This is a genomic window from Rhodoferax saidenbachensis, from assembly GCF_031457975.1.
GTDB classification, from domain to species: domain Bacteria; phylum Pseudomonadota; class Gammaproteobacteria; order Burkholderiales; family Burkholderiaceae_C; genus Allorhodoferax; species Allorhodoferax saidenbachensis_A.
Genome location: NZ_JAVDXO010000004.1, coordinates 141,851 through 163,099, shown reverse-complemented (window position 1 = coordinate 163,099; position 21,249 = coordinate 141,851). Strand labels below are relative to the sequence as shown.

General features: G+C 63.2%; 23 protein-coding genes. 6 read left to right on the top strand and 17 right to left on the bottom strand.

What is annotated here, in order from left to right:
• Positions 1–32 precede the first annotated feature (32 nt).
• Positions 33–530, bottom strand: a complete 498-nt coding sequence (locus J2X15_RS10710; protein ID WP_310342495.1) for a TlpA disulfide reductase family protein — start codon at positions 528–530, stop codon at positions 33–35.
• 17 nt (positions 531–547) lie between these two features.
• Between J2X15_RS10710 and J2X15_RS10705 the strand changes: the two genes are divergently transcribed.
• From J2X15_RS10705 to ptsP, 6 genes are read left to right on the top strand one after another with little or no spacing between them, the layout of a single operon-like run.
• Positions 548–1,252, top strand: a complete 705-nt coding sequence (locus J2X15_RS10705) for a DUF4197 domain-containing protein (RefSeq protein WP_310342493.1) — start codon at positions 548–550, stop codon at positions 1,250–1,252.
• On the top strand, positions 1,249–1,749 hold the full coding sequence (locus J2X15_RS10700; protein WP_310342491.1) for a hypothetical protein: 501 nt from the start codon (positions 1,249–1,251) through the stop codon (positions 1,747–1,749). Before J2X15_RS10705 ends, J2X15_RS10700 begins: the two co-directional genes overlap by 4 nt.
• Positions 1,746–1,892 (top strand): hypothetical protein, encoded by a 147-nt coding sequence (locus J2X15_RS10695; protein ID WP_310342489.1) that lies wholly within the window; start codon positions 1,746–1,748, stop codon positions 1,890–1,892. The genes J2X15_RS10700 and J2X15_RS10695 overlap by 4 nt, the downstream gene beginning before the upstream one ends.
• A gap of 28 nt (positions 1,893–1,920) precedes the next feature.
• Complete coding sequence (locus J2X15_RS10690; RefSeq protein WP_310342487.1) at positions 1,921–2,367, top strand: PTS sugar transporter subunit IIA; 447 nt, start codon at positions 1,921–1,923, stop codon at positions 2,365–2,367.
• Positions 2,336–2,605: an HPr family phosphocarrier protein gene (locus J2X15_RS10685; protein ID WP_310342484.1), complete on the top strand. Its 270-nt coding sequence runs from the start codon at positions 2,336–2,338 to the stop codon at positions 2,603–2,605. Before J2X15_RS10690 ends, J2X15_RS10685 begins: the two co-directional genes overlap by 32 nt.
• On the top strand, positions 2,602–4,389 hold the full coding sequence (gene ptsP / locus J2X15_RS10680) for a phosphoenolpyruvate--protein phosphotransferase (protein ID WP_310342481.1): 1,788 nt from the start codon (positions 2,602–2,604) through the stop codon (positions 4,387–4,389). The genes J2X15_RS10685 and ptsP overlap by 4 nt, the downstream gene beginning before the upstream one ends.
• A gap of 61 nt (positions 4,390–4,450) precedes the next feature.
• Here ptsP and J2X15_RS10675 read toward each other — a convergent pair whose 3' ends face one another.
• The 16 genes from J2X15_RS10675 to J2X15_RS10600 form a co-directional block, all read right to left on the bottom strand.
• Positions 4,451–5,287 carry a DMT family transporter gene (locus J2X15_RS10675; RefSeq protein ID WP_310342479.1) on the bottom strand — a complete coding sequence of 279 codons (837 nt, stop codon included), beginning with the start codon at positions 5,285–5,287 and terminating at the stop codon, positions 4,451–4,453.
• 63 nt (positions 5,288–5,350) lie between these two features.
• Positions 5,351–6,040, bottom strand: a complete 690-nt coding sequence (locus J2X15_RS10670; protein WP_310342477.1) for a helix-turn-helix domain-containing protein — start codon at positions 6,038–6,040, stop codon at positions 5,351–5,353.
• Between the two features lie 10 nt (positions 6,041–6,050).
• A complete protein-coding gene (mgrA, locus tag J2X15_RS10665) occupies positions 6,051–7,097 on the bottom strand; it encodes an L-glyceraldehyde 3-phosphate reductase (protein ID WP_310342475.1) in 1,047 nt (348 codons plus the stop codon).
• Between the two features lie 78 nt (positions 7,098–7,175).
• Positions 7,176–7,505: a DMT family transporter gene (locus J2X15_RS10660; RefSeq protein ID WP_310342473.1), complete on the bottom strand. Its 330-nt coding sequence runs from the start codon at positions 7,503–7,505 to the stop codon at positions 7,176–7,178.
• A 17-nt stretch (positions 7,506–7,522) separates the two neighbouring features.
• Positions 7,523–8,581: an ABC transporter ATP-binding protein gene (locus tag J2X15_RS10655; protein WP_310342472.1), complete on the bottom strand. Its 1,059-nt coding sequence runs from the start codon at positions 8,579–8,581 to the stop codon at positions 7,523–7,525.
• A 19-nt stretch (positions 8,582–8,600) separates the two neighbouring features.
• Entirely contained in the window at positions 8,601–9,398 is a 798-nt protein-coding gene (locus tag J2X15_RS10650) for an ABC transporter permease (protein WP_310342469.1), read from the bottom strand.
• Positions 9,395–10,288 carry an ABC transporter permease gene (locus tag J2X15_RS10645; protein WP_310342466.1) on the bottom strand — a complete coding sequence of 298 codons (894 nt, stop codon included), beginning with the start codon at positions 10,286–10,288 and terminating at the stop codon, positions 9,395–9,397. Before J2X15_RS10645 ends, J2X15_RS10650 begins: the two co-directional genes overlap by 4 nt.
• A gap of 89 nt (positions 10,289–10,377) precedes the next feature.
• Positions 10,378–11,490: an ABC transporter substrate-binding protein gene (locus tag J2X15_RS10640; RefSeq protein WP_310342463.1), complete on the bottom strand. Its 1,113-nt coding sequence runs from the start codon at positions 11,488–11,490 to the stop codon at positions 10,378–10,380.
• Positions 11,491–11,664: 174 nt separating this feature from the next.
• Positions 11,665–13,335 carry a choline dehydrogenase gene (betA, locus tag J2X15_RS10635; protein ID WP_310342460.1) on the bottom strand — a complete coding sequence of 557 codons (1,671 nt, stop codon included), beginning with the start codon at positions 13,333–13,335 and terminating at the stop codon, positions 11,665–11,667.
• Positions 13,336–13,353: 18 nt separating this feature from the next.
• Positions 13,354–14,814, bottom strand: coding sequence for a betaine-aldehyde dehydrogenase (gene betB / locus J2X15_RS10630; protein ID WP_409034274.1), 1,461 nt, complete (start codon positions 14,812–14,814; stop codon positions 13,354–13,356).
• A 21-nt stretch (positions 14,815–14,835) separates the two neighbouring features.
• The gene (purU, locus tag J2X15_RS10625; protein ID WP_310342458.1) at positions 14,836–15,696 is read right to left on the bottom strand and encodes a formyltetrahydrofolate deformylase; all 861 of its coding nucleotides are present in this window, start codon (positions 15,694–15,696) and stop codon (positions 14,836–14,838) included.
• A 10-nt stretch (positions 15,697–15,706) separates the two neighbouring features.
• The gene (locus tag J2X15_RS10620; protein ID WP_409034273.1) at positions 15,707–16,648 is read right to left on the bottom strand and encodes a choline ABC transporter substrate-binding protein; all 942 of its coding nucleotides are present in this window, start codon (positions 16,646–16,648) and stop codon (positions 15,707–15,709) included.
• 243 nt (positions 16,649–16,891) lie between these two features.
• The gene (locus J2X15_RS10615; protein WP_310342454.1) at positions 16,892–17,980 is read right to left on the bottom strand and encodes a GlxA family transcriptional regulator; all 1,089 of its coding nucleotides are present in this window, start codon (positions 17,978–17,980) and stop codon (positions 16,892–16,894) included.
• A 26-nt stretch (positions 17,981–18,006) separates the two neighbouring features.
• Positions 18,007–18,879, bottom strand: a complete 873-nt coding sequence (locus tag J2X15_RS10610; protein WP_310342451.1) for an ABC transporter permease — start codon at positions 18,877–18,879, stop codon at positions 18,007–18,009.
• A complete protein-coding gene (locus J2X15_RS10605; RefSeq protein WP_310342448.1) occupies positions 18,872–19,909 on the bottom strand; it encodes a quaternary amine ABC transporter ATP-binding protein in 1,038 nt (345 codons plus the stop codon). Before J2X15_RS10605 ends, J2X15_RS10610 begins: the two co-directional genes overlap by 8 nt.
• Positions 19,910–20,120: 211 nt before the next feature.
• The gene (locus J2X15_RS10600) at positions 20,121–21,224 is read right to left on the bottom strand and encodes an FAD-binding oxidoreductase (RefSeq protein ID WP_310342445.1); all 1,104 of its coding nucleotides are present in this window, start codon (positions 21,222–21,224) and stop codon (positions 20,121–20,123) included.
• Positions 21,225–21,249: the final 25 nt, after the last annotated feature.

Genomic DNA, 21,249 nt, shown 5'->3' with positions numbered 1-21,249 from the left:
GTGCGGAACGCTGCGCCATTGCGGGAAACCGCTCAGGTTTCCTGCAGCAGTTTTTCGATGAGCTGGTGCAGCTCGGTGAAATTGGGTTCGCCCACGTAGCGCTTGACGATCTCGCCGCGCTTGTTCACCAGGTAGCTGGTGGGGGTGATGCCTACTTCGCCCCAGGCCTTGGCCACGGCGCCCGTGTTGTCGATGGCCACGTCAAACGGCAGCTTGCGGGTCTGCACATAGTTCACCACGTAGCTGGGCGGGTCATAGGACATGGCCACGGCCATGGTGCCGTAGCCCTGGCCCTTGTATTTTTCGTAGGTGGCGATGACCTTGGGCATCTCCGCCACGCAGGTAACGCAGCTGGTGGCCCAGAAATTCACCAGGGTCACGCGGCCCTTGAGATCGGTGGTTTGCTTTTGCGAACCGTCCAGCAGTACGAAAGTTGAAGCTGGTGCAGCATTGCCGCTGCCCAGCAAATAAGCGCCAGCAAGCACGGCACAAGCCGCTACGATGCTGGCGATCACGATTTGTTTTTTCATCTCAGTAGGTACCCCGCATGGACCGTCGACATTTTAATTCCTTCACGCTGACCAGTGCTGCCCTGTGGGCAGCGGCCAGTTTGCAACCCGCCTACGCCTTGAGTCTGGAGGACCTGACCAACGCAGACGCCTCCAAGGGCCTGAAAACCGCACTGGAAAAAGGCGCGCTGGCCGCCGTGGGTATTCTCGGCACCACGGATGGATTCCTGGGCAACGAAAAAGTTCGCATTCCTTTGCCCGGTTACCTCGAAGATGCCGGAAAACTGCTGCGCACCTTTGGCCAGGGAGCCCGGGTGGATGAGCTGGTGACCTCCATGAACCGTGGCGCCGAGGCTGCCGTGCCCATGGCCAAGGATCTGTTGGTCAAGGCGGTGCAGACCATGTCGGTGAACGATGCCAAGGGCATTCTGACGGGCGGCGACACCGCCGTGACCCAGTTTTTTGCCGAAAAAACCCGCTCACCGCTGGGCGTCAAGTTCCTGCCCATCGTAACCAAGGCCACTGCGAAAGTCGGCTTGGCCGACAAGTACAACCAGCTGGCCGGCAGGGCATCGGAGCTGGGGCTGATGAAGAAGGAAGACGCCAACATCCAGCAGTACGTGACCGGCAAGGCGCTGGACGGCCTATTCTTCATGATTTCCGAAGAAGAGAAGAAGATTCGCCAAAACCCCGTGGCCTACGGCAGCTCCATTCTGACCAAGGTCTTTGGCGCGCTGAAGTGAGGCTCGTAGCGACCGCACAGGCACTGCTGCCGGTGCTGGGGCTTGCTGTGCTGTCGGCCTGCAGTCCGGCACTGAACTGGCGCCAGGCCAGCGTGGCGTCGGTCCCGGTGATGCTGCCCTGCAAACCCGACAAGGCGCGGCGCAGCGTGACACTGGTGCCGCACACCTTGGTGATGGACATGGTGGGCTGCGAGGCTGGCAGTGCGCTGTTTGCGGTGAGCCGCGTGGAATTGCCCGAAGGCGTAGCCGCACCCGAGGTGTTGGCTGCGTGGCGCGCCCAGGCACTGGCCGCCCTGCGCGCGAGCCAGGTGCAGGACCAGCCGATGGCGGGCGCCACCCTGCTGCAGGCCCAGGGCCTGCGGCCCGACGGCCGTGCGGTGCAAGCCCAACTGCTGTGGCGCCTCAGGGGGCGTCAGATTGTTCACTGGGCGGTGTATGCCGAACGCCTGGGGCCCGACATGACCGAACCGTTTTTCGCCGAGACACCGCAACCATGACGTTGCGGTCGTCGCGCAAGGCCATCGGGGTCTTTCTGGCCTTTGGCCTGGCCGAGGTGGCCGCGTACCAGGCGGCATTTGGTGCCTACGGCCTTACCTGTGTCGCGGCCTATGTGCATTTCCTGCTGGCAAAGGCGCCATAATCACTCCTCACCCGCTCCGCGCTCCCTCATGAACACAGGCATTCTCATCGTCGCCCATGCACCGCTGGCCAGTGCGCTGCGCACAGCGGCCCTGCACGTGTACCCCGAGGCGGCGGCCGGTGTGCTGGCGCTGGACGTGGCCCCCAATGAGAGCACCGACATCACCCGCATGGCGGCGCAGGCGCTGCTGGCCCAGCTGGGCACCCCCCAGGCCCTGGTGCTGACCGATGTGTTCGGTGCCACGCCCTGCAATGTGGCGCAAAAAGTGGTGGACGGCATCAGCACCAAACTGGTGGCTGGCGCCAACCTGCCCATGCTGCTGCGCACCGTCAACTACCGCCACGAGGTGCTGGACGTGCTCATCACGCGGGCGCTGGCGGGTGGCATCCAGAGCATCATGCAAGTGGCGGTCACCGCCCCCCAAAACCAACATCGCAAACCCCATGATCAGCACCAACACGACCATAGTCAATAAACTGGGATTGCACGCCCGAGCGTCGGCCAAGCTCACCAAGCTGGCCGGCAGTTTCCCCTGCGAGGTGTGGATGGCCCGTGGCGAACGCCGCGTGAACGCCAAGAGCATCATGGGCGTGATGATGCTGGCCGCTGGCATTGGCTCTGAAGTGCTGCTGGAAACCAGCGGCGAGCGCGAGCAGGAGGCCATGGATGCGCTCCTCGCGTTGATCAACGACAAATTCGGCGAAGGCGAATGACCTTTTCCATTCACGGACTCACGGTCTCGCGCGGCATCGCCATTGGGCGTGCCGTGCTGGTGGCGTCGAGCCGCGTGGATGTGGCGCATTACTTCGTTAAACCCCATGAGGTGGAATCGGAGATAGACCGGGTGCGTGTCGGACGCGACGCGGTGGTGGAAGAGATTGCCCGCCTGCAGGACAGCATCACCCGCATGGGCCCCAAGGAGGCGCCGCACGAGTTGTCCGCCCTGCTGGACGTGCACCTGATGCTGCTGCAGGACGAAGAGCTGGTGGCGGGGGTGAAGCATTGGATCACCGACCGGCTGTACAACGCCGAGTGGGCGCTGACCACACAGCTGGAAATCATCGCGCGCCATTTCGACGAAATGGAAGACGCCTACCTGCGCGAACGCAAGACTGACATGGAGCAGATCTGCGAACGCGTGCTACGCGCCATGAAGGGGGCCCAGTCGCCCGTGCTGCAGCCGGTGCAGCGCAGTCCGCGCAAGCCCTCGCAACAAGACCTGCTGCTGGACGATACGGTGGACGTGCCGCTGGTGCTCATCGCGCACGACCTGTCGCCGGCCGACATGCTGCAGTTCAAGCAGAGTGTGTTTGCGGGCTTCATCACCGATGTGGGTGGTAAGACTTCGCACACCGCCATCGTGGCGCGCAGCATGGACATCCCCGCTGTGGTGGGCGCACGCACCTGCAGCCAACTGGTGCGCCAGGACGACTGGGTCATCATCGACGGCGATGTGGGCGTGGTCATTGTCGATCCCTCGCCCATCATCCTGGCCGAATACGGCTTCAAGCAGCGCCAGGGCGAGTTGGAGCGCGGCCGCCTTCAGCGCCTGTTGCACACACCGGCCGTCACCATGGACGACCAGCGCGTACAGTTGCTGGCCAATATCGAAATGCCGGAGGACGCCCAGGTGGCGCTCAAGGCTGGGGCACTGGGCGTGGGGTTGTTCCGCAGCGAATTTTTGTTCATGGGGCGCCAGGGTCGCCTGCCCGACGAGGAAGAGCAGTACCAGGCCTACAAAAAGGCTGTGGAAGGCATGCAGGGCCTGCCGGTGACCATCCGCACGGTGGACGTGGGTGCCGACAAGCCGCTGGATGCCTCCGTGCGTGATGACGCCCACCTGAACCCTGCGCTGGGGCTGCGTGCCATCCGCTGGAGCTTGGCCGACCCGGGCATGTTCCTGACCCAGTTGCGCGCCATCTTGCGCGCCGCAGCGCATGGCAAGGTGCGATTGCTGATTCCCATGCTGGCCCATGCCAGCGAGATCCGGCAGACCATCGCTCACATCGAGAAGGCGCGTGCGCAGCTCGACCGCCGCGGTGTGGCTTACGGGCCTATTCAGCTTGGCGCGATGATCGAGATTCCGGCCGCCGCGCTCAGCCTGAGGTTGTTCCTCAAGTACTTCGACTTCCTGTCCATAGGCACCAACGACCTGATCCAGTACACGCTGGCGATCGATCGGGCCGACGAGTCAGTGGCCCACCTCTACGACCCCATGCACCCCGCGGTGCTGCGCCTGGTGGCCGACACGATTGCGGAGTGTCGCGTCCAGGGCAAGGACGTGAGCGTGTGCGGCGAGATGGCCGGCGACGTGACCATGACACGCCTGCTGCTGGGCTTGGGCCTGCGCAGCTTCTCCATGCACCCAGCACAGATCCTGGCGGTCAAGCAAGAGATCTTGCGCGCCGACGCCGGCAAGCTGGAGGCTTGGGCGCAGGGTGTGTGCGACGCCGAAGAGCCCGGCGAAGAACTCAGCAGTCGCCCCATGCCGCTATAAAAAGCGGAGCTGCTCGCACAGATTTGACGGGGGCTAGAGGTCGATTTTCTTTATAAGCCGCCTATGTGTCAGTCCGTGAGCCCAGCACGGCAGCCCCCACAATCATCACGGCCGCCAGTGCCACCGAGGCGCTGGGCCATTCCCCGCGCAACCACAGCAGCGCCAGCGTGGACAGCAGCGGGGTGAGGAAGGACAGCACGCCAATCTGCCGCGCATCGCCACGCTTGAGCGCCGCATCCCACAGGTAAAACGCGCCACCCAGCGGGCCCAGGCCCATGGTGGCCAGCAGCGCCCAGTCGTGCGCACTCAAGTCCACCGGGTTTTCCAGCAGCGCATGGCACAGCAGCGAGAGCAGGCCCGACGCCAGGCCGAACAGGCCAATGGCCGCACTGGGGAAGGCCGGCACACGCCGCGTCAGCAGCGAGTAGCTGGCCCACACGAAGGCCGAAGCCAGCGCCGGCACATAGCCCCATGCAAAACCGCCCTGCAGATCACGCCCACCCAGAATCGCTAGCGCCGCACCGGCAAAACCCAAGAGCGCAGCCGCAATGTGCAGGCCCTGTAGTCGCATGCCGGGCAGAAATAGCGGCGCCATCAGCACAATGCCCAACGGCCAGAGGTAGTTCACCAGGTTGGCCTGCACAGGGGGCGCATGGCGCAGCGCGATGAACAGCAGAAAGTGAAAGCCGAACAAGCCGTACACACCCATCGCCAGCGTGGGTGCGGGTACTTTCCACCGCTGCACCCGGCCGCGCGAGAGCACCAGCCCGATGACGCTGCCGATCAGCAGGCCGCAGCCCGTGAGCAGAAACGGCGGCACATGGCCCAGAGAAACGCCCAGCGGGGCGAGCGAACCCCACAGGGCAATGGCGGCGAGGGCGAAGAGGGAGGCTTGCATGGCAGCAAGCTTAGCCGCGGGCACTAGTGCGCAACCACGGCGCGCTGTCGCCAAACCACGGTCTCAGTGGCGCGTGTGCTGGCGCAGCGCAGCGGTCAGGGCCGAGGCGGACTGGTAGCCGCAGCGGCGCGCAATGTCTGCCATGGCCAGGCCCTGGGCGCGCAGCTGGCGGGCGCGCTGCAGGCGCAGGTCGCGCAGCCACTGCATGGGGCGCATGCCGGTTTCCTGCTGGCAGCGCACGGCAAATTGGGTAGGGCTTAAAAACACCTGTTGCGCCAGGTCGGCCACCGTCAGTGGGGTGTGCAACTGTTGCTGGCACCACCCGGTCAGGCCATTCCAGTCAATGCGGCGCTGGCTGCGGGTGGGCAGGGTTGTGGGGGTACGCCAGCAGTCCAGCAGCAACAGCGGGCCATAGTGTTGGGCCAGGCTGCTTGGTTGGGCCAAGGCCAGCTTCAGGTAGTGCGCCAGGGCCAACGCTGTGGCGGGTTGCACCGGTGTGCCCACCGCGGCCGCCCAGTCGGCTTCCGCCGTGTCCAGCACCAGGCAGCGCGCGTTGCCGTGGGCCTCAAAGTCATGCCGCTCGCCGGGCGCAATCACGCAGCCGCCGCCAGCCGCGATGCGCTGGCCGTGGCCTTGTACTTCCAGCTCCAGCGTACCCTCCAGGCCTAACAACACCTGGAAATGGTCGTGCGCATGGCTGCCAGGCGATGGGCCGTACTGGCGCAGCGATAGGGAGCCATGGGTGGCATTCATCGGAACTATGTCAGGCCAGACGCTGGTCGGTGGAGGGGCGCTTCCACAGGTTGATGCCGCCGTCCACGGCGTGGCCGTCGATGGTTGCCAACTCTTCCGTGCTAAACGTCAGGTTGCTCATGGCACCCACCAGGTCGATGATCTGCTCGGGCTTGCTGGCGCCAATCAGGGCCGAGGTGACACGCTTGTCGCGCAACACCCAGGCCGTGGCCATTTGTGCCAGGCTCTGGCCGCGCGCCTGCGCAATCTCGTTCAGGGCCCGCACGTGCTTGAGATTTTGTTCGCTCAGATGGTCCTTGCTGAACGATCCGCCGCCGGGGCGGTTGATGCGGGCGTCGGTGGGCACGCCGTTGAGGTACTTGTTGGTCAGCAGGCCCTGGGCCAGCGCGCTGAAGGCGATGCAGCCCATGCCGGTGTCGTCCAGCGCGTCCAGCAGGTCTTCCTCGATCCAGCGGTTCATCAGGCTGTACGACGGCTGGTGGATCAGCATGGGCACGCCCATGCTTTTGAGGATGGCAGCCGCTTCGCGCGTCTTGGTGCCCGAGTAGCTGCTGATGCCGGCGTACAGCGCCTTGCCCTGCTGCACCGCGGTGGCCAGCGCGCCCATGGTTTCTTCCAGCGGGGTGTCGGGGTCAAAGCGGTGGCTGTAGAAAATGTCCACGTACTCCAGGCCCATGCGCTTCAAGCTCTGGTCCAGGCTGGACAGTACGTACTTGCGCGAGCCACCACCCTGGCCGTAGGGGCCGGGCCACATGTCGTAGCCAGCCTTGCTGGAGATCAGCAGCTCGTCGCGGTAGGGTTTGAAGTCGCGGCGCAGGTGTTCGCCAAAGTTGGTCTCGGCGCTGCCGTAGGGCGGGCCGTAGTTGTTGGCCAGGTCGAAGTGGGTGATGCCCAGGTCAAAGGCCGTGCGCAGCATGTCGCGCTGGGTCTGAAACGGCGTGGCATCACCAAAGTTGTGCCACAGGCCCAGCGACACCGCGGGCAGTTTGAGGCCACTTTTGCCGCAGGTGCGGTAGGGAACACGTCCGTCGTAACGGTCAGAGGCTGCGTGGTACATGGTGCACTTCACAAAAAGGTGGAACAACGAAGTGCAGCATTGTGGCCTTATTTGGGGGCGCCTTGCGGGCGCAGGGTTTCAGTGCACCACCACCTTGGAAAACAGGTTGATGACCAGCACGCCGGCCACGATCAGGCCGATGCCGAGGATGGCGGCCGCATCAAGCGCCTGCTGGTACAGCAACCAGCCGGCAATCGACACCAGCACCACGCCTGCCCCGGCCCAGATGGCATAGGCCACGCCCACCGGAATGCTGCGCAGCGTGAGAGACAGAAAGAAAAAGGCCAGGCTGTAGCCCACCACCACCAACGCGGATGGCTGCCAGCGCGTGAAGCCCTCCGTCGCTTTGAGTGCCGAGGTGGCGAACACCTCACAGGCGATGGCAATCGCCAGGTACAGCCAGTTCATGGGGTGCCGCCCGGTGCTTACTGCAGCACCAGCAGGTTCTCGTGCGCGAAGCTCAGGTTCACCGGCGTGCCGCGTTGCGGTAGCTGGCGGTTGGGGTCATTGAAGACGTCCAGCGACACCACCTGGTCGCCCGTGCGCGTGCGGATGCGCACGATGGAGCCCAGGAAGCTCACATCATCCACCACCACCTGCAGGTTGTTCTTGCCGGCTTCCGGCGCGGCCAGGCTCACGGCCTCGGGGCGCAAGGCCAACATGCAGGATTGGCCCGCTTGCAGGCCGGTCAAGGGGTGGCTGCTGGTTAGCATCTGCTCGCCCACGCGCAGGGTGCCGGCTTGCACATCGGCGACGGTGGCGTTCACCTGGTTCAGCGTGCCGATGAACGAGGCCACAAAGCGGGTGCGCGGAAAGTTGTAAATCTCCGACGGCGTGCCGGTCTGTTCCACGCCTCCTTCGTTGAGCACCACGATGCGGTCGGAGATGGATAGTGCCTCTTCCTGGTCATGCGTGACGAACACGGTGGTGATGTTCAGAGCCCGCTGCAGCGTGCGGATTTCTTCGCGCAGGGAGATGCGGATCTTGGCGTCCAGTGCCGACAGAGGTTCATCAAGCAGCAGCACTTTGGGTTTGTTGGCAATCGCGCGGGCCAGGGCCACGCGCTGCTGCTGCCCGCCCGACATCTGCCAGGGGTAGCGGTCGGCCAGCTTCTCCAGCTTGATGAGCGCCAGCATTTCTTTCACGCGGGCGTCGATCTGGTCCTGCGGCATCTTGGCCACCTTCAGGCCAAAGCCGATGTTCTGCGCCACCGTCATGTTGGGGAACAGCGCATACGACTGGAACACCATGCCCACATTGCGCTGGCTGGTGCGCAGCTGGGTCACGTCCTGCCCGTCGAACACGATGCTGCCCTTGGATGGCGACTCGAAGCCCGCCAGCATGCGCAGGATGGTGGTCTTGCCGCAGCCCGAGGGGCCCAGGAAGGTGATGAACTCGCCCTTCTCGATGGAGATGGAAAAGTCTTTGACGGCCGTTTGGTTGCCGAAGTGTTTTTGCAGCTGGGAGATTTCCAGAAAAGCCATGTCGGAGTTCTCGTAAAAATTATTTTTGGGTGCGCGTCGCAGAGTTGCGACCGAAGACCTGGATCAGCCCCATCGAGGCCCAGGTCAGCAAGAAGGCAATCACCGCCAGTGCCGACGGCTCGTAGGCGCGGTTGGCGCCGATGAGCTGCAGGTAGGGGCCAAAGGCCGGGCGGTCCAGCAGGCTGGCCATGGTGAACTCACCAATGACCACCGCAAAGGTCAGGAAGGCGCCGGACAGAATGGCCGAGGTGATGTTGGGAAAAATCACCTTGAACAGGATGGTGGCCGTGTTGGCGCCCAGCACCTCGGCCGCTTCGGTGAGCGTGCGGATGTCAATGGTGCGCAGCCCCGTGTCTACCGAGCGGTACATATACGGCAGCGCGAGCGTGACATAGCTGCACATCAGCAGGAAGTCGGTCGCCCGCTCACTGCCGGTCAGCGGAATGATGGAGCTGCTGTTGTACATGCGCAGGTAGCCGTACACGATCACGATGGCCGGGATGACCAAGGGCAAGAGCGTGATGAATTCCACTAGCGGACGCAGCTTGGGCATGCGCAAATGCACCCAGTAGGCTGTGGGTACCACCAGTAACACGCCCACCACAATGGTGAGCACGGCCATCACGATGGAGTAGCCAAACGTGGTCTGGAACTGCGGGTCGGCAAACACGACGCGGTAGGCATCGAAGCTGTATTCGCCGCGCCGCATGCGCAGGCTGAACTCGAAGGTGGCGATCAGCGGGATCAGGAAGTAGCTGGCCCCAATGGCCATGGCGATCCAGGCACCGAGGCGGGACTGGTGGGACTGGCGGTTCATACGCGGCTCCTTTCGGTCTTGCTGCGCAAGACCATGTAGCCGGCATTGGCCAGGCCGGTGATCACGATCATGCCCAGCGCCATGGCGTAGCCCAGGTTGGGGTTGTGCAGCACGTCACCGCGGATCTGCGCATACAAGAGGATGGGCACGATATTGAGCGAGCTGCCGGTGAGCGCATAGGCCGTGGCGACCGCACCGAAGGCATTGGCGAACAGCAGCAGCATGGCGCCCACCATGCTCGGCCAGAGCACCGGCAGGGCCACATAGCGCCAGTAGTGGAATGCGGTACCCCCCAGGCAGTCGCAGGCCTCGCGCCATTCCTTCTTCAGGCCTTCCAGTGCGGGGGTCACGATGAGCACCATGAGCGGAATCTGGAAGTACAGGTAGGTGATGGCCAGGCCCGCAAAGCTCAGGATGCTGAAGCCGCTGGCATACAGGTTGACGTCCAGATAGGTGCGCAGCAACACCGTGACCAGGCCCATGCGCCCCAGCGTGGAGAGAAAGGCGAACGCCAACGGCACTCCCGCAAAGTTGGAAGCCACACCGGAAAAGGTCATCAAGGTCGGGCGTATCCACGCGGGCAGCTTGCCCATGACGGCAGCCCATGCGAGGACAAAGCCCAGCAGGCCACCGCCTAGCGCGGAGGCGGCGCTGATCTTGAAACTGATCCAGTACGCCTCCAGCACATTGGGCTCCATCAGGCCGCGAAGGTTGGCGAGCGTGAAGTGGCCTTCGGCGTCCTGGAAGGCACCGACCATCAGGTAGCCGGTTGGCAGGATGAGAAATAGCAGCGCAAACAACATGAAGGGCAGCACACCCAGCAGGTTGAAGGAGGCCGGTTGGGCAGAGACCGCAGGTGGCGCTTGGGTGGCAGGTGGGGCGACAGGCATGGGCAGTTCAGGCAGAAGCGTTACCAAACAAAATCGGGCAGGACCGCGGTGTGCGGTCTTGCCCGATTAGCAATGTTCAAGCCAAAGGCTTACTTGACGGTGGCTCCCACCACTTGGTCCCATTGCTTGGTAATGGTTTCCTTGGCGGCGTTCTGCTGCTCCAGCGTGGGGAATGCCGCTTTGGCGTAGGCAGCGGCAGGTGGCAGCTTGTCCAGAGACGCTTTGGTGAACTTGTTCTTGCCAACCAGGTCGTTGAAACGGATCGGGTGGCAGTAGCCGTTCAGCAAGCCTTGCTGGCCTTCATCTGAGTACAGGTACTCCATCCACAGCTTGGCTGCGTTGGGGTGGGGTGCGTAGGCGCTGATAGCCTGCACATAGACGCCGGCAACCACGCCAGTTTTTGGAACGATCACGTCGACTTTGGGGTTGCCCTTGAGGGTGTCGCGGTCTGCCAGTGCGTTGTAGTCCCAACGGATGATGATGGGGGTCGTGCCTTGGGTGAAGGAGGCGGCCTTGCCGATCACCGGCACAAAATTGCCAGCCTTGTTCAGGTCAGAGAAAAACTTCAGGCCGGTTGCGGCGGCTTTGGAGGCATCACCACCGGCCAGGCCCAGGCCTGCGGCGTAAATGCCTTGGATGGCCTGGTTGGCGCTGCGTGGGTCGCCTGCCAGGGCCACCGCATTTTTGTATTCGGGTTTGAGCAGGTCGGCCCAGTCGGCCGGCGCTTTGGAGACCAGGTCGGTGTTTACCTGGAAAGTCAGCACGCCGTAGTAGTCGCCGTACCAGTAGCCTTCAGGGTCCTTGGCGGAATCTGGAATGGTGGCCCAGGTGGCGACCTTGTAGGGCTGGATCAGGCCGGCTGCCTTGGCAGCAGGGCCGAAGGACAGGCCCACGTCAATCGTGTCAGGGGCTTGGGGACCTTTGTTGTCCTTGTTGGCCTTGATGGCTTCGACTTCGTCGCCCGAACCCGCATCAGGGTTCAGTTCATTGACCTTGATACCGTACTTGGCCTTGAACGCGTCAATGATGGGGCCGTAGCCGCACCAGTTGCGTGCCAGGGCAATCACCGTCAGTTGGCCTTCGGTCTTGGCCGCAGCAATCAATTCGGCAGACTGGGCGTGGGCGGCAGGTGCTGCGCATACGGCCAGAGCGGCGGTGGTCAAGGCGCTGAGCGCGGGACGAACAGAAAAACGTGTTGACATAAAGTTCCCTATAAAAAAGAAAGCGTCGCCAGTGTTCAGGTTCCAAATGACAGTCCTGTGACGGATGCATGACGGCCTTAGCATCTTCCCTCTGAACCACCCCGCAGCGCAATTGCGCGTGTCGCAACTGAACTAGAAAGTGACGGTTTTTTGTTACTTGTGCCGCATCGCGCTTCAGCGCTGTTGCGTTTCGTACGCAGGGTGTATGAAAAACGGTGCCTGCGAGCGTGGCAGTGCCGCTTTGTTGCGGATGGTGTCGGCCATTTTTTCGGCCAGCATGATGGTGGGTGCATTCAGGTTGCCGCTCACTACATCCGGCATGATGGACGCGTCCACCACGCGCAGGCCCGTGACCCCATGCACGCGGCCGCTGCCGTCCGTGACCGCCATGTCGTCGGTCCCCATGCGGCAGGTGCAGGAAGGGTGCAGCGCGCTTTCTGCGTGCTCACGGATGTGGGCGTCAATCTCCGCGTCGGTTTGCACATCGTCCTTGGGCGACACGGCCTCACCCCGGAAGCGGTCAAACGCCTTTTGGCTGAAGATTTCGCGGGTCAGGCGGATGCCGGCCCGCATCTCTTTGCGGTCTTGCTCGGTCCCCATGTAGTTGAACAGAATGCGCGGCGCTTCTTTGGGGCTGACGCTTTTGATCTTGACGAAGCCACGGCTGGTCGGGCGCATGGGCCCCACGTGCGCCTGGAAGCCGTGGAAGCTGGCCGGTGCGCTACCGTCGTAGCTGATGGCCATGGGCAGGAAGTGGTACTGCAGGTCTGGGTGCTGGACACCGGCCTCGCTGCGGATAAAGCCGCCGGACTCAAAGTGGTTGGTCGCCCCCAGGCCTGTGCCTTTGAGCATCCACTCCAGGCCGATCTTCACCTTGGCGATCGGGTTCATCGCGCTGTACAGCGTGATGGGTTCTTTGCAGGCGTACTGCACATAGGTTTCCAGGTGGTCCTGCAGGTTTTCGCCCACGCCGCGCAGCGGCGCCACCACGCGGATGCCCAGCCCGCGCAAGGCATCGGGGTTGCCAATGCCGGAGAGCTGGAGCAGCTGTGGCGAGTTGATGGCGCCACCGCACAGAATCACTTCACGGTTGGCCCGAATGGCATCGGTGCGGTGGCCGTTGACCACCTCCACGCCCGTGGCTTGGGGCGGGCTGGTGTCGGGCGCAAAGGTGACGCGGGCGACCAGCGCACGGGTGCGCACCTGCAGATTGGGGCGCTTCAGCGCGGGGCGCAGGTAGGCCATGGCGGTGCTCCAACGGCGGCCTTTGTGCACCGTCATGTCCATGGGCCCCAGGCCTTCCTGGCGGTAACCGTTCATGTCTTCGGTGCGCGCATAGCCGGCCTGCTGGCCCGCGTCGATGAAGGCGTTGTACAGCGGGTTTTTGCAGGCGCCGGTGGACACATGCAGCGGGCCGCTGTCACCACGGTAATCGTCCCCGCCCTTGGCCCGTGTCTCGGCCTTGCGGAAGTAGGGCAGGCAGTCGGCATACGACCAATTCTCCAGCCCGGCGTAGGACGCCCAGCCCTCGTAGTCCATGGCGTGGCCGCGGATGTACACCATGCCGTTGATGGACGAGGAGCCGCCCAGCACCCGCCCGCGCGGGCAGTACATGGCGCGCTGGTTCATGAAGGGTTCGGGCTCGGAGTGGTAGTACCAGTTGTACTTGTCGTTGGCCAGCGGGTAGGCAAACGCCGAGGGCATGTGGATGAAGATGCTCTTGTCGCCGGGGCCGGCTTCGAGCAGCAACACTGACACGTCCGGGTCTTCGGTCAGACGGTTGGCTAGCACACAGCCGGCAGAGCCGGCACCCACGATGATGTAGTCAAAAATTTCTGTGCGCATGGCAAAGCGTGGCGAGGATTAACGGTAGCCGCAGGCCACCTGGCCGAGTTCGACGTAAACCGTTTTGAGCTGGGTGTAGTGCTCCAGCGCGACCATGCTGTTCTCATGGCCAATGCCGGATTCACGGGCGCCGCCGAACGGCATTTCGATCGGCGTGATGTTGTAGTTGTTGATCCAGCAGATGCCGGCTTTCAGGCCGGCCGCCATGCGGTGGCCGCGCGCGCTGTCACGCGTGAACACGCCAGCGGCCAGGCCGAATCGGGTGTCATTGGCACGGCGCAGCACTTCGGCCTCGTCGTCAAACGCCAGAATGGACATCACCGGCCCGAAGATCTCTTCCTGCACGATGCGCATCGGGTCGGTGCAATCGGCGAAGATGGTGGGGGCAACAAAGTAGCCGCCCTCCATGCCGGGCACGGCCACCGTGTGGCCACCGCACACCAGCGTGGCACCGTCGTCCTGGCCGATCTGGATGTAGCCCATCACCTTGTCACGGTGGGCGGCAGAAATCAGTGCGCCCACCTCGGTGTCGGGGTGCATGGGGTCGCCCACGCGCAAGAGCGCGGTGCGCTCTTTCAGGCGGGCGATGAAGCGCGGCAGGATGCTGCGCTGCACGAAGACGCGCGTGCCATTGGTGCAGATCTCGCCCTGGGTGTAGAAGTTGGCCATCATGGCGGCGGTGACGGCCTGTTCGAAGTCAGCGTCCTCAAACACCACGAGCGGTGACTTGCCACCCAGCTCCATGGTCACGCGCTTGAGCGTGTCGGCGGCGCTGGCCATGACGCGTTTGCCGGTGGGTACCGAGCCGGTGACGGACACCTTGGCCACATCGGGGTGCGCGGCCAGCAGGGCGCCGGTAGTGCCGCGGCCCTGTAGCACCTGGAATACGCCCGGCGGCACGCCGGCCTCCAGGTACACCTCGGCCAGCTTGAGCGCTGTCATCGGGGTCAACTCCGAGGGCTTGAAAATCATGGCGTTGCCCGCGGCCAGCGCGGGGCCGGATTTCCAGCATGCGATCTGGATGGGGTAGTTCCAGGCACCGATGCCCACGCACACGCCCAGCGGTTCGCGGCGGGTGTAGGCAAAGGCATTTTTGAGCGGGTACTGGGCGCCGGCCAGGGTGGCGGCAGCGCCGGCAAAGTATTCGATGCAGTCCGCGCCGCTGGCCACGTCCACCACCTGGGCCTCTTGCCAGGGTTTGCCGGTATCTTGTACCTCCAGGGCGGCGAGTTCGTCGTTGCGCTCGCGCAGGATCTGCACCGCACGCTGCAGGATGCGGCCCCGCTCGGTGCCGGTCAGGGCCGACCAGACTGCAAAGCCACGCTGGGCTGCGGCCACGGCAGCATCGACATCGGCCTGCGTGCAGTCGTGCACGCCAGCGATGACTTGGCCCGTGGCCGGGTTGAAGGTCTCAAAGCGCGCGCCACTGCCGTGCACGGCATGGCCGTCGATAAAACTGGGAATAACAACATCCGTCACAAGCGTCCTTTTGGCTGCAGCTCAGCGCAGCACCACCGTTTTTTTACCGTTGATGAACACCCGCCGGTCCAGCACAAAGCGCATGGCACGCGAGAGCACCAGGCTCTCCACCAGCCGGCCCGCCTGGGCCAGGTTCTGGGGTGTGTCTGCATGGTCTACGCGCTCGACGGATTGTTCGATGATAGGACCCTCGTCCAGGTCGGTGGTGGCAAAGTGGGCCGTTGCACCGATGAGTTTGACGCCGCGCTCGAACGCCTGCAGGTAGGGCTTGCCGCCCTTGAAACCCGGCAGGAAGGAATGGTGGATGTTGATGACACGGCCATGCAGGCGGTGGCACAGGTCTTCGCTCAGCACCTGCATGTAGCGCGCCAGCACGACGAATTCGGCACCACTCGCGGTGATGATGTTTTCCAGCTGCGCCTCTTGCTGCGGCTTGGTGTCGGCGCTGATGGGCAGGTGGTGAAAAGGCAGACCCTCGGCATGGGCGATGCTGGCCAGGTCGGCATGGTTGGACACCACGGCCACGATATCCATATTCAGTTCGCCACGCCGCCATTGCGCAATCAGCTCGCGCAGGCAGTGGTCGAACTTGGAGACCATGATCAGCACCTTGGTGGGTACGGCCAGGTCGTGCACTTTCCACTGCGCATTCGGGAAGGTCGTGGCCAGCCCGGTGAGTGCGTGTTCGAGCACCTGCACCGGGCTACGCAGGCTGAAGACACCGCGCACAAAAAACCGTTCCGTGGTGTGGTCGTCAAACACGGAGAACTGCTCGATGTAAGCCCCATGCTCGTTCAGCAGGTTCGAGATGGCAGCCACCTGGCCGCGGGCGCTCCCGCAGGCCAGGTTCAGGCAGTAATGGGTGGCGGTGTCCAGGCTCATGCAGTCAGGCTCACTTCAGGGATGCCACGACGGCGGGCAATCCATCCTTGCCGTCGAAAGTCTTCACGCCCTTGAGCCAGCCTTCCAGCACGGCGGGGTTCTTCTTCAGGTAGTCCTTGGCAGCGGCATTGGGCTTGGCCTTGCCCATGATGGAGAGCATCACGCTGTTTTCCATGTCGGTGTTGAACTGCAGGTTTTTCAGCAGGGTCGCTACGTTGGGGCAGCGGGTCTCGTAGGCTGGTGGGATGGCGGTGAACACCTTGGCTTCGCCCAGGTTGGGGCCGAACACGGCGTCTCCGCCCTCCAAGTATTTCATCTTCACCTGCACGTTCATGGGGTGGGGTTCCCAGCCCAGGAAGACGATGGGCTTGCTGCTTCGGGTTGAGCGCATCACTTCGGCCAGCATGCCGGCCTCGGACGACTCCACGATCTTGAAGCCCTTGAGGTTGAAGTCGTTCTTCTTGATCATATCGATGATCAGGGCGTTGCCGTCATTGCCGGGTTCAATGCCGTAGATCTTGCCGTCCAGCTCTTTCTGGAATTTGGAGATGTCGGCAAAGGTCTTCAGGCCCTTGTCGTACAGGTAGGCAGGTACGGCCAGGGTGTACTTGGCGCCCACCAGGTTGGGCTGGTCCAGCACCTTGATCTGGCCGGCCTTCACAAAGGGCTCGATCATGGGAGTCATGCTGGGGTTCCAGTAGCCCAGGAAGGCGTCGATCTGCTTGGACTTGATACCCGCAAAGGTGATGGGCACCGACGCGATGGTCACCGTGGGCTTGTAGCCCAGGCCTTCCAGCACCACCGAGGCCATGCCCGTGGTGGCTGCGATGTCGCTCCAGCCCACATCGGCAAAACGCACCGCCTTGCAGCTGGCTTCTTCTGCCTGGGCCAGCGGAGCGGAGAGGGAAAGTACAGCGGCTGTGCAAGCCAGCATCGAGAGGGTGAGCTTCATGACCAGTTCCAATCGTGTGAGGTGGGGGAGTTTCGAGCTAAACGCCCTGCGACTTTGGCAGGTTGGCCGTGTCCAACTTTGCTCAGAACGACGTGAAATGGCTCCAGCGCGGCATGGGCCTTGAAAGAGAAAATTTAATAAAAAATGCCGCTAGCCCGCACAGATATTGTGCGAGCAGCTATGAAATAAATAGCAAATGAACAGGCGCGGCAACGCCAGAAGCCCAGCGGGCGGGCACCGGTCTCAGGCGTGGGCGCTGGCTTCGAAGCGGCGGGTGCTGGCCCGACGGCGGGCGGTGGTGTTGCGGGCCTCCGGCGCGACTGCCTGGTTGCGGCGCTCTTCGCTGGGGGAATGCCCAAACAGGCTGCGGTAGGCTTTGCAGAAATGCGATGCGGACTGGAAGCCGCAGGCCACGGTGACCTGCATGATGGGCATGCTGCTGTGGGTCAGCAACTCTTGCGCACGGCGCAAGCGCAGGTTCATGTAGTACTGCGCGGGGTTCATGCTGAAGTAGCGGTGGAACAGCCGCTCCAACTGGCGCAGGGACACGTGGATAACGGCGGCCAGCTCGGCCAGTGGCAGAGGTTCTTCAATGTTGGCCGCCATGATCTCAGCGGCCTCGGTCAGGTGCTGGTAGCCCGGGCCTATGCATTCGGGCTGCGGAATGCGCTGGCGGTCATTGCTGGCGCGCAGGCGCTCCACAATGAACTGTTCCGAAATGTCCATCACCAGCTTGGCGCCGTGGTGCGCGCGCACCAGATGCAGCATCAGGTGCAGGGGCGCCGTGCCCCCCGAACAGGTGTAGCGGTCGCGGTCCAGCACAAACACTTCGGTGGAGAACTGCACGCGGGGAAACTCTTCGCTGATGGCGGCCAGGTTCTCCCAGTGGATGGCGCATTTGTAGCCGTCCAGCAAACCGGCACTGGCCAGCGCGAACGAACCGGTGCACAAGGAGCCCATGGCCGCGCCGCTGGCGGCGCATTGGTGCAGCAGCTGGCGAACTTTGTCGTCGGTGTTGGCGCGAATGTTCACGCCCCCGCACACAAACACCATGTCGCAGCCCGACAGCGCCTCGGCGCCACAGCCCGACGCCATGCACAACCCGTTGCTGGCCACCGCGCCGGCCTGGTCGGTACTGACCACCGACCAGCGGTACAGGGTGCTGCGGCTGATGTAGTTGGCCATGCGCAGGGTTTCGATGGCATTGGCGAACGCGATCATCGAGTAGTCCGGCATCAGGATGAAGCCGACGTGCGTGGGCGTGCCGTCGGCACGCGATTCATTCGCGCCCTGGGCTGCCGTCGAGTTCATGTCCTGAGGTGTCCGTTGCACGTGATGCTCCTGATCCGCTTTTGTTCTTAGCTGTCATGGCTCTGGCGTGCCACGCCAAAGCTCTCCGTAATGCGGTCCAGAATAATAGCCAGCAAAACGACAGCAAGACCACTCTCAAACCCTAAGCCGATATCCAGGCGCTGGATGCTGGCCAGCACGTCGTTGCCCAGTCCACCGGCCCCCACCATGGAGGCAATGATCACCATGGACAGCGCCATCATGATGGTCTGGTTCACACCGGCCATGATGGTCGGCATGGCAATGGGTAGTTGCACCTTGAAGAGCAGCTGGGCCGAGGTGCAGCCGAAGGCGTTGCCCGCTTCGACCTGTTCGGAACTTACCTGGCGGATGCCCAGGCTGGTCAGGCGCACCACCGGGGGCATGGCGAAGATCACGGTGGCAATCGTGCCCGGCACGCGCCCGAGCCCGAACAGCATGGCTGCAGGGATCAGGTACACAAAGGCGGGCATGGTTTGCATGAAGTCCAAAACAGGGCGAACGCTGGCGTTGACATGGTTGTTGCGGGCACACCAGATGCCCAGCGGAATCCCAAACAGCAAGCTGATCAGGGTGGCGGACAGGGTCAGCGCCAAGGTCACCATGGTCTGGGGCCAGAAGCCCGTCACCACAATCAGCATCAAAGCCAAAGCAACAAACAGGCCAAACCCCCAACCCAGCCGCTTGATGCCCACATAGGTGGCCACGGCGATGACCAGCCAGAAGGGAATCGCCAGCAAACCCTGCTCGATGGACTGGGCAAAGCCCTCCACCACGACGCCCACGGAATCGAATACCGATGCACCGTTATCGAGCAGCACCTTCACACCGGCGTTCACCCACTGCCCCAGCGGCAGCATGTCGTGAGAGGCTTCGGTTACTGTGGTCAAGAGATCAGACATGGCGGGCTTCCTGGGACATTTTGACAAGCAGGCTGCGCGCAGAGATGCAGCCCAGTAGGTGGTCCGCGGCGTCAAACACGCCGACGGGTTCGTCCAGGCCCATGACGATCTTCATGGCGTCTGGCAAGGGGGTGGACCAGGACAGGCGTGGTCCACCGTGGTACGAATGGCCGTTGAGGCTGCTGTCGAGCAGGTCGGCGGCGGTGAGGTAGCGTGAGGTGTCCACGCCCTCAAAGAACCTGCGCACATAGGCGTTGGCGGGTTGTGTGATGATTTGGTGCGCCGTGCCCTCCTGCACCAGCTGGCCGCCTTCCATGATGGCGATGCGGTTGCCGATGCGCAGGGCTTCTTCCAGGTCGTGCGAGACAAACAGGATGGTGCGTTTCTGCTCGCGCTGCAGCTCCAGCATCAGGGTCTGCATTTCTACGCGCTTGAGCGGGTCCAGAGCCGAGAAGGCCTCGTCCATCAACAGAATGTCCGGGTCCACGGCCAGCGCGCGGGCCAGGCCCACACGCTGCTGCATGCCGCCCGAGAGCTGGTGCGGGTACTTGGCTGCATAGGTGTGCAGACCCACCTGGGCCAGCACCTCCATGGCGCGCTTCTCGCGTTCCTTGCGCTCGGTGCCTGCCATCTCCAGGCCAAAGGCGGCGTTGTCCAGCACGCTGCGGTGCGGCATCAGCGCGAAGGACTGGAACACCATGGCCACACGTTTGCGCCGCCACTTGACCAACTCCGGCTGGGGCAGGCGGGCAATGTTTTGCCCGTCGATGATGATCATGCCGTCGGTGGGTTCCACCAGGCGGTTGATGAGCCGTATCAGTGTGGACTTGCCGGACCCCGACAAACCCATCAGCACATAAATTTCGCCCTGGTTGACATCGAAGCTGACGCGGTTGACGCCGACGACATGCCCCGTTTTTGCAAACACCTCATCCTTGCTGAAGCCTTCGTTCAACATGTTCTGCGCAGGTGCCGTGTTGTTGCCGAAGATTTTGTAAAGGTTTTTGACACTGATTTTCAGATCCGACATGGAGGTCTCCAAAGTTCATCGCGTGATGACAAAAAGTAGTTATGGTGTAAGCAAGGGGCGAGCCAGTTAGGTACTGGTCGTGGCACTGTTTTTTGCGCGCCAAGCCGCGCGCAGCAAGGCTTTCGCGCCATGCCAGGCGCAAAAGTTGTGGTGGAAAAAAGAGAGTGCATGGGGCGTTTCATCGGCGGTCTGGACATGCACTCCGTAGGGGTTAGCGGTCCAGTGCCACGTCGCTCAAGGGTTTGGAGCAGCAGGGCAGCATCCAGCCTTGGTCGATTTCCCGCTGGCGGATACCGCCCGCGTGCTGCATCTGTACCTTGCCCGACAGGCTCTGCGACTTGCAGGTGCCGCAGGCGCCGCTGCTGCATGACGATGGCAGGCGCACACCGGCCGCAAATGCGGCTTGCAAAATGGTCTGGTCTTCCGCGCAGCTAAAGCTTTGCGCGGTCTTCTTCAGAGTGATGGTGTGCAGCACCGCGCCACCAGGTGCGGCGTGGTCGGGTTCCGTGGCAACCGCCGCAGGGGCCACGGTTTCTTCAAACGAAAAACTTTCCTGGCGGTAGCGTGCCATGTCAAACCCGGCCTGTTCCAGCAAGGTGCGCACGGCGCCCATGAATGGTGCTGGCCCGCAGGTGTAGACATCACGCTGCATGAAGTCGGGCGCAATATGCGCCAGGCGTGCGGCATCCATGCGGCCCAGGTGGCCTGCGTAGCTGCTGCCGGCGGTGTGCTGCTCACACACAATGGCCACGCGGAACTTCGGCATGTTGCGCGCCATCAGGACCAGCTCTTCGGCAAACAGCACGTCGGCTGGTGTGCGGGCGCAGTGCACAAACACCACGTCCGCATCGCTGCCCAGATCGTGCAGCGCACGTGCCATCGACATCAGCGGGGTGACACCGCTGCCGCCTGACATCAGCAGGTATTGCTTGGCGGTGGGGGGGAAGCAGCTGAAGTCGCCCGAGGGGCCCATTACGCCCAGTGCCATGCCCACGCGCAGGTGGTCGTGCAGCCAGTTGGACACCGCGCCGCCGGGCACCCGTTTGACCGTGATGCTGACCACGTCGGGCCGCGTGGGTGTCGAGGACAGGGTGTAGCAGCGGTTGATTTTCTGCCCTGCAATCTCCAGCTCCAGGGTGATGAACTGACCTGGGCGGTAGCGGAAGGTGCGCGGCGCATCGGCCGCCAGCACAAAGGTTTTGACGTCGTGCGTTTCCTGGCGGATGTGGATGCAGCGCAGGGTTTCGTCCCGGTCCGAAGACCAAGACGGAGATGCCACGCTGGCAAAGTCAGGAAGGTGGGCGGGAAAGCTCATGCGGTGGTGGTGGGCAATCGGTCAG

Bases quoted from the DNA above. Each gene is read 5' to 3' on its own strand.
- J2X15_RS10660 (WP_310342473.1), bottom strand. From the start codon at position 7,505: ATGAACTGGCTGTACCTGGCGATTGCCATCGCCTGTGAGGTGTTCGCC.
- J2X15_RS10650 (WP_310342469.1), bottom strand. From the start codon at position 9,398: ATGAACCGCCAGTCCCACCAGTCCCGCCTCGGTGCCTGGATCGCCATG.
- J2X15_RS10690 (WP_310342487.1), top strand. From the start codon at position 1,921: ATGAACACAGGCATTCTCATCGTCGCCCATGCACCGCTGGCCAGTGCG.
- J2X15_RS10685 (WP_310342484.1), top strand. From the start codon at position 2,336: ATGATCAGCACCAACACGACCATAGTCAATAAACTGGGATTGCACGCC.
- J2X15_RS10675 (WP_310342479.1), bottom strand. From the start codon at position 5,287: ATGCAAGCCTCCCTCTTCGCCCTCGCCGCCATTGCCCTGTGGGGTTCG.
- J2X15_RS10695 (WP_310342489.1), top strand. From the start codon at position 1,746: ATGACGTTGCGGTCGTCGCGCAAGGCCATCGGGGTCTTTCTGGCCTTT.
- J2X15_RS10640 (WP_310342463.1), bottom strand. From the start codon at position 11,490: ATGTCAACACGTTTTTCTGTTCGTCCCGCGCTCAGCGCCTTGACCACC.
- mgrA (WP_310342475.1), bottom strand. From the start codon at position 7,097: ATGTACCACGCAGCCTCTGACCGTTACGACGGACGTGTTCCCTACCGC.
- ptsP (WP_310342481.1), top strand. From the start codon at position 2,602: ATGACCTTTTCCATTCACGGACTCACGGTCTCGCGCGGCATCGCCATT.
- J2X15_RS10645 (WP_310342466.1), bottom strand. From the start codon at position 10,288: ATGCCTGTCGCCCCACCTGCCACCCAAGCGCCACCTGCGGTCTCTGCC.
- J2X15_RS10620 (WP_409034273.1), bottom strand. From the start codon at position 16,648: ATGAAGCTCACCCTCTCGATGCTGGCTTGCACAGCCGCTGTACTTTCC.
- J2X15_RS10600 (WP_310342445.1), bottom strand. From the start codon at position 21,224: ATGAGCTTTCCCGCCCACCTTCCTGACTTTGCCAGCGTGGCATCTCCG.
- betA (WP_310342460.1), bottom strand. From the start codon at position 13,335: ATGCGCACAGAAATTTTTGACTACATCATCGTGGGTGCCGGCTCTGCC.
- J2X15_RS10655 (WP_310342472.1), bottom strand. From the start codon at position 8,581: ATGGCTTTTCTGGAAATCTCCCAGCTGCAAAAACACTTCGGCAACCAA.
- J2X15_RS10705 (WP_310342493.1), top strand. From the start codon at position 548: ATGGACCGTCGACATTTTAATTCCTTCACGCTGACCAGTGCTGCCCTG.
- J2X15_RS10610 (WP_310342451.1), bottom strand. From the start codon at position 18,879: ATGTCTGATCTCTTGACCACAGTAACCGAAGCCTCTCACGACATGCTG.
- purU (WP_310342458.1), bottom strand. From the start codon at position 15,696: ATGAGCCTGGACACCGCCACCCATTACTGCCTGAACCTGGCCTGCGGG.
- J2X15_RS10605 (WP_310342448.1), bottom strand. From the start codon at position 19,909: ATGTCGGATCTGAAAATCAGTGTCAAAAACCTTTACAAAATCTTCGGC.
- J2X15_RS10670 (WP_310342477.1), bottom strand. From the start codon at position 6,040: ATGAATGCCACCCATGGCTCCCTATCGCTGCGCCAGTACGGCCCATCG.
- J2X15_RS10710 (WP_310342495.1), bottom strand. From the start codon at position 530: ATGAAAAAACAAATCGTGATCGCCAGCATCGTAGCGGCTTGTGCCGTG.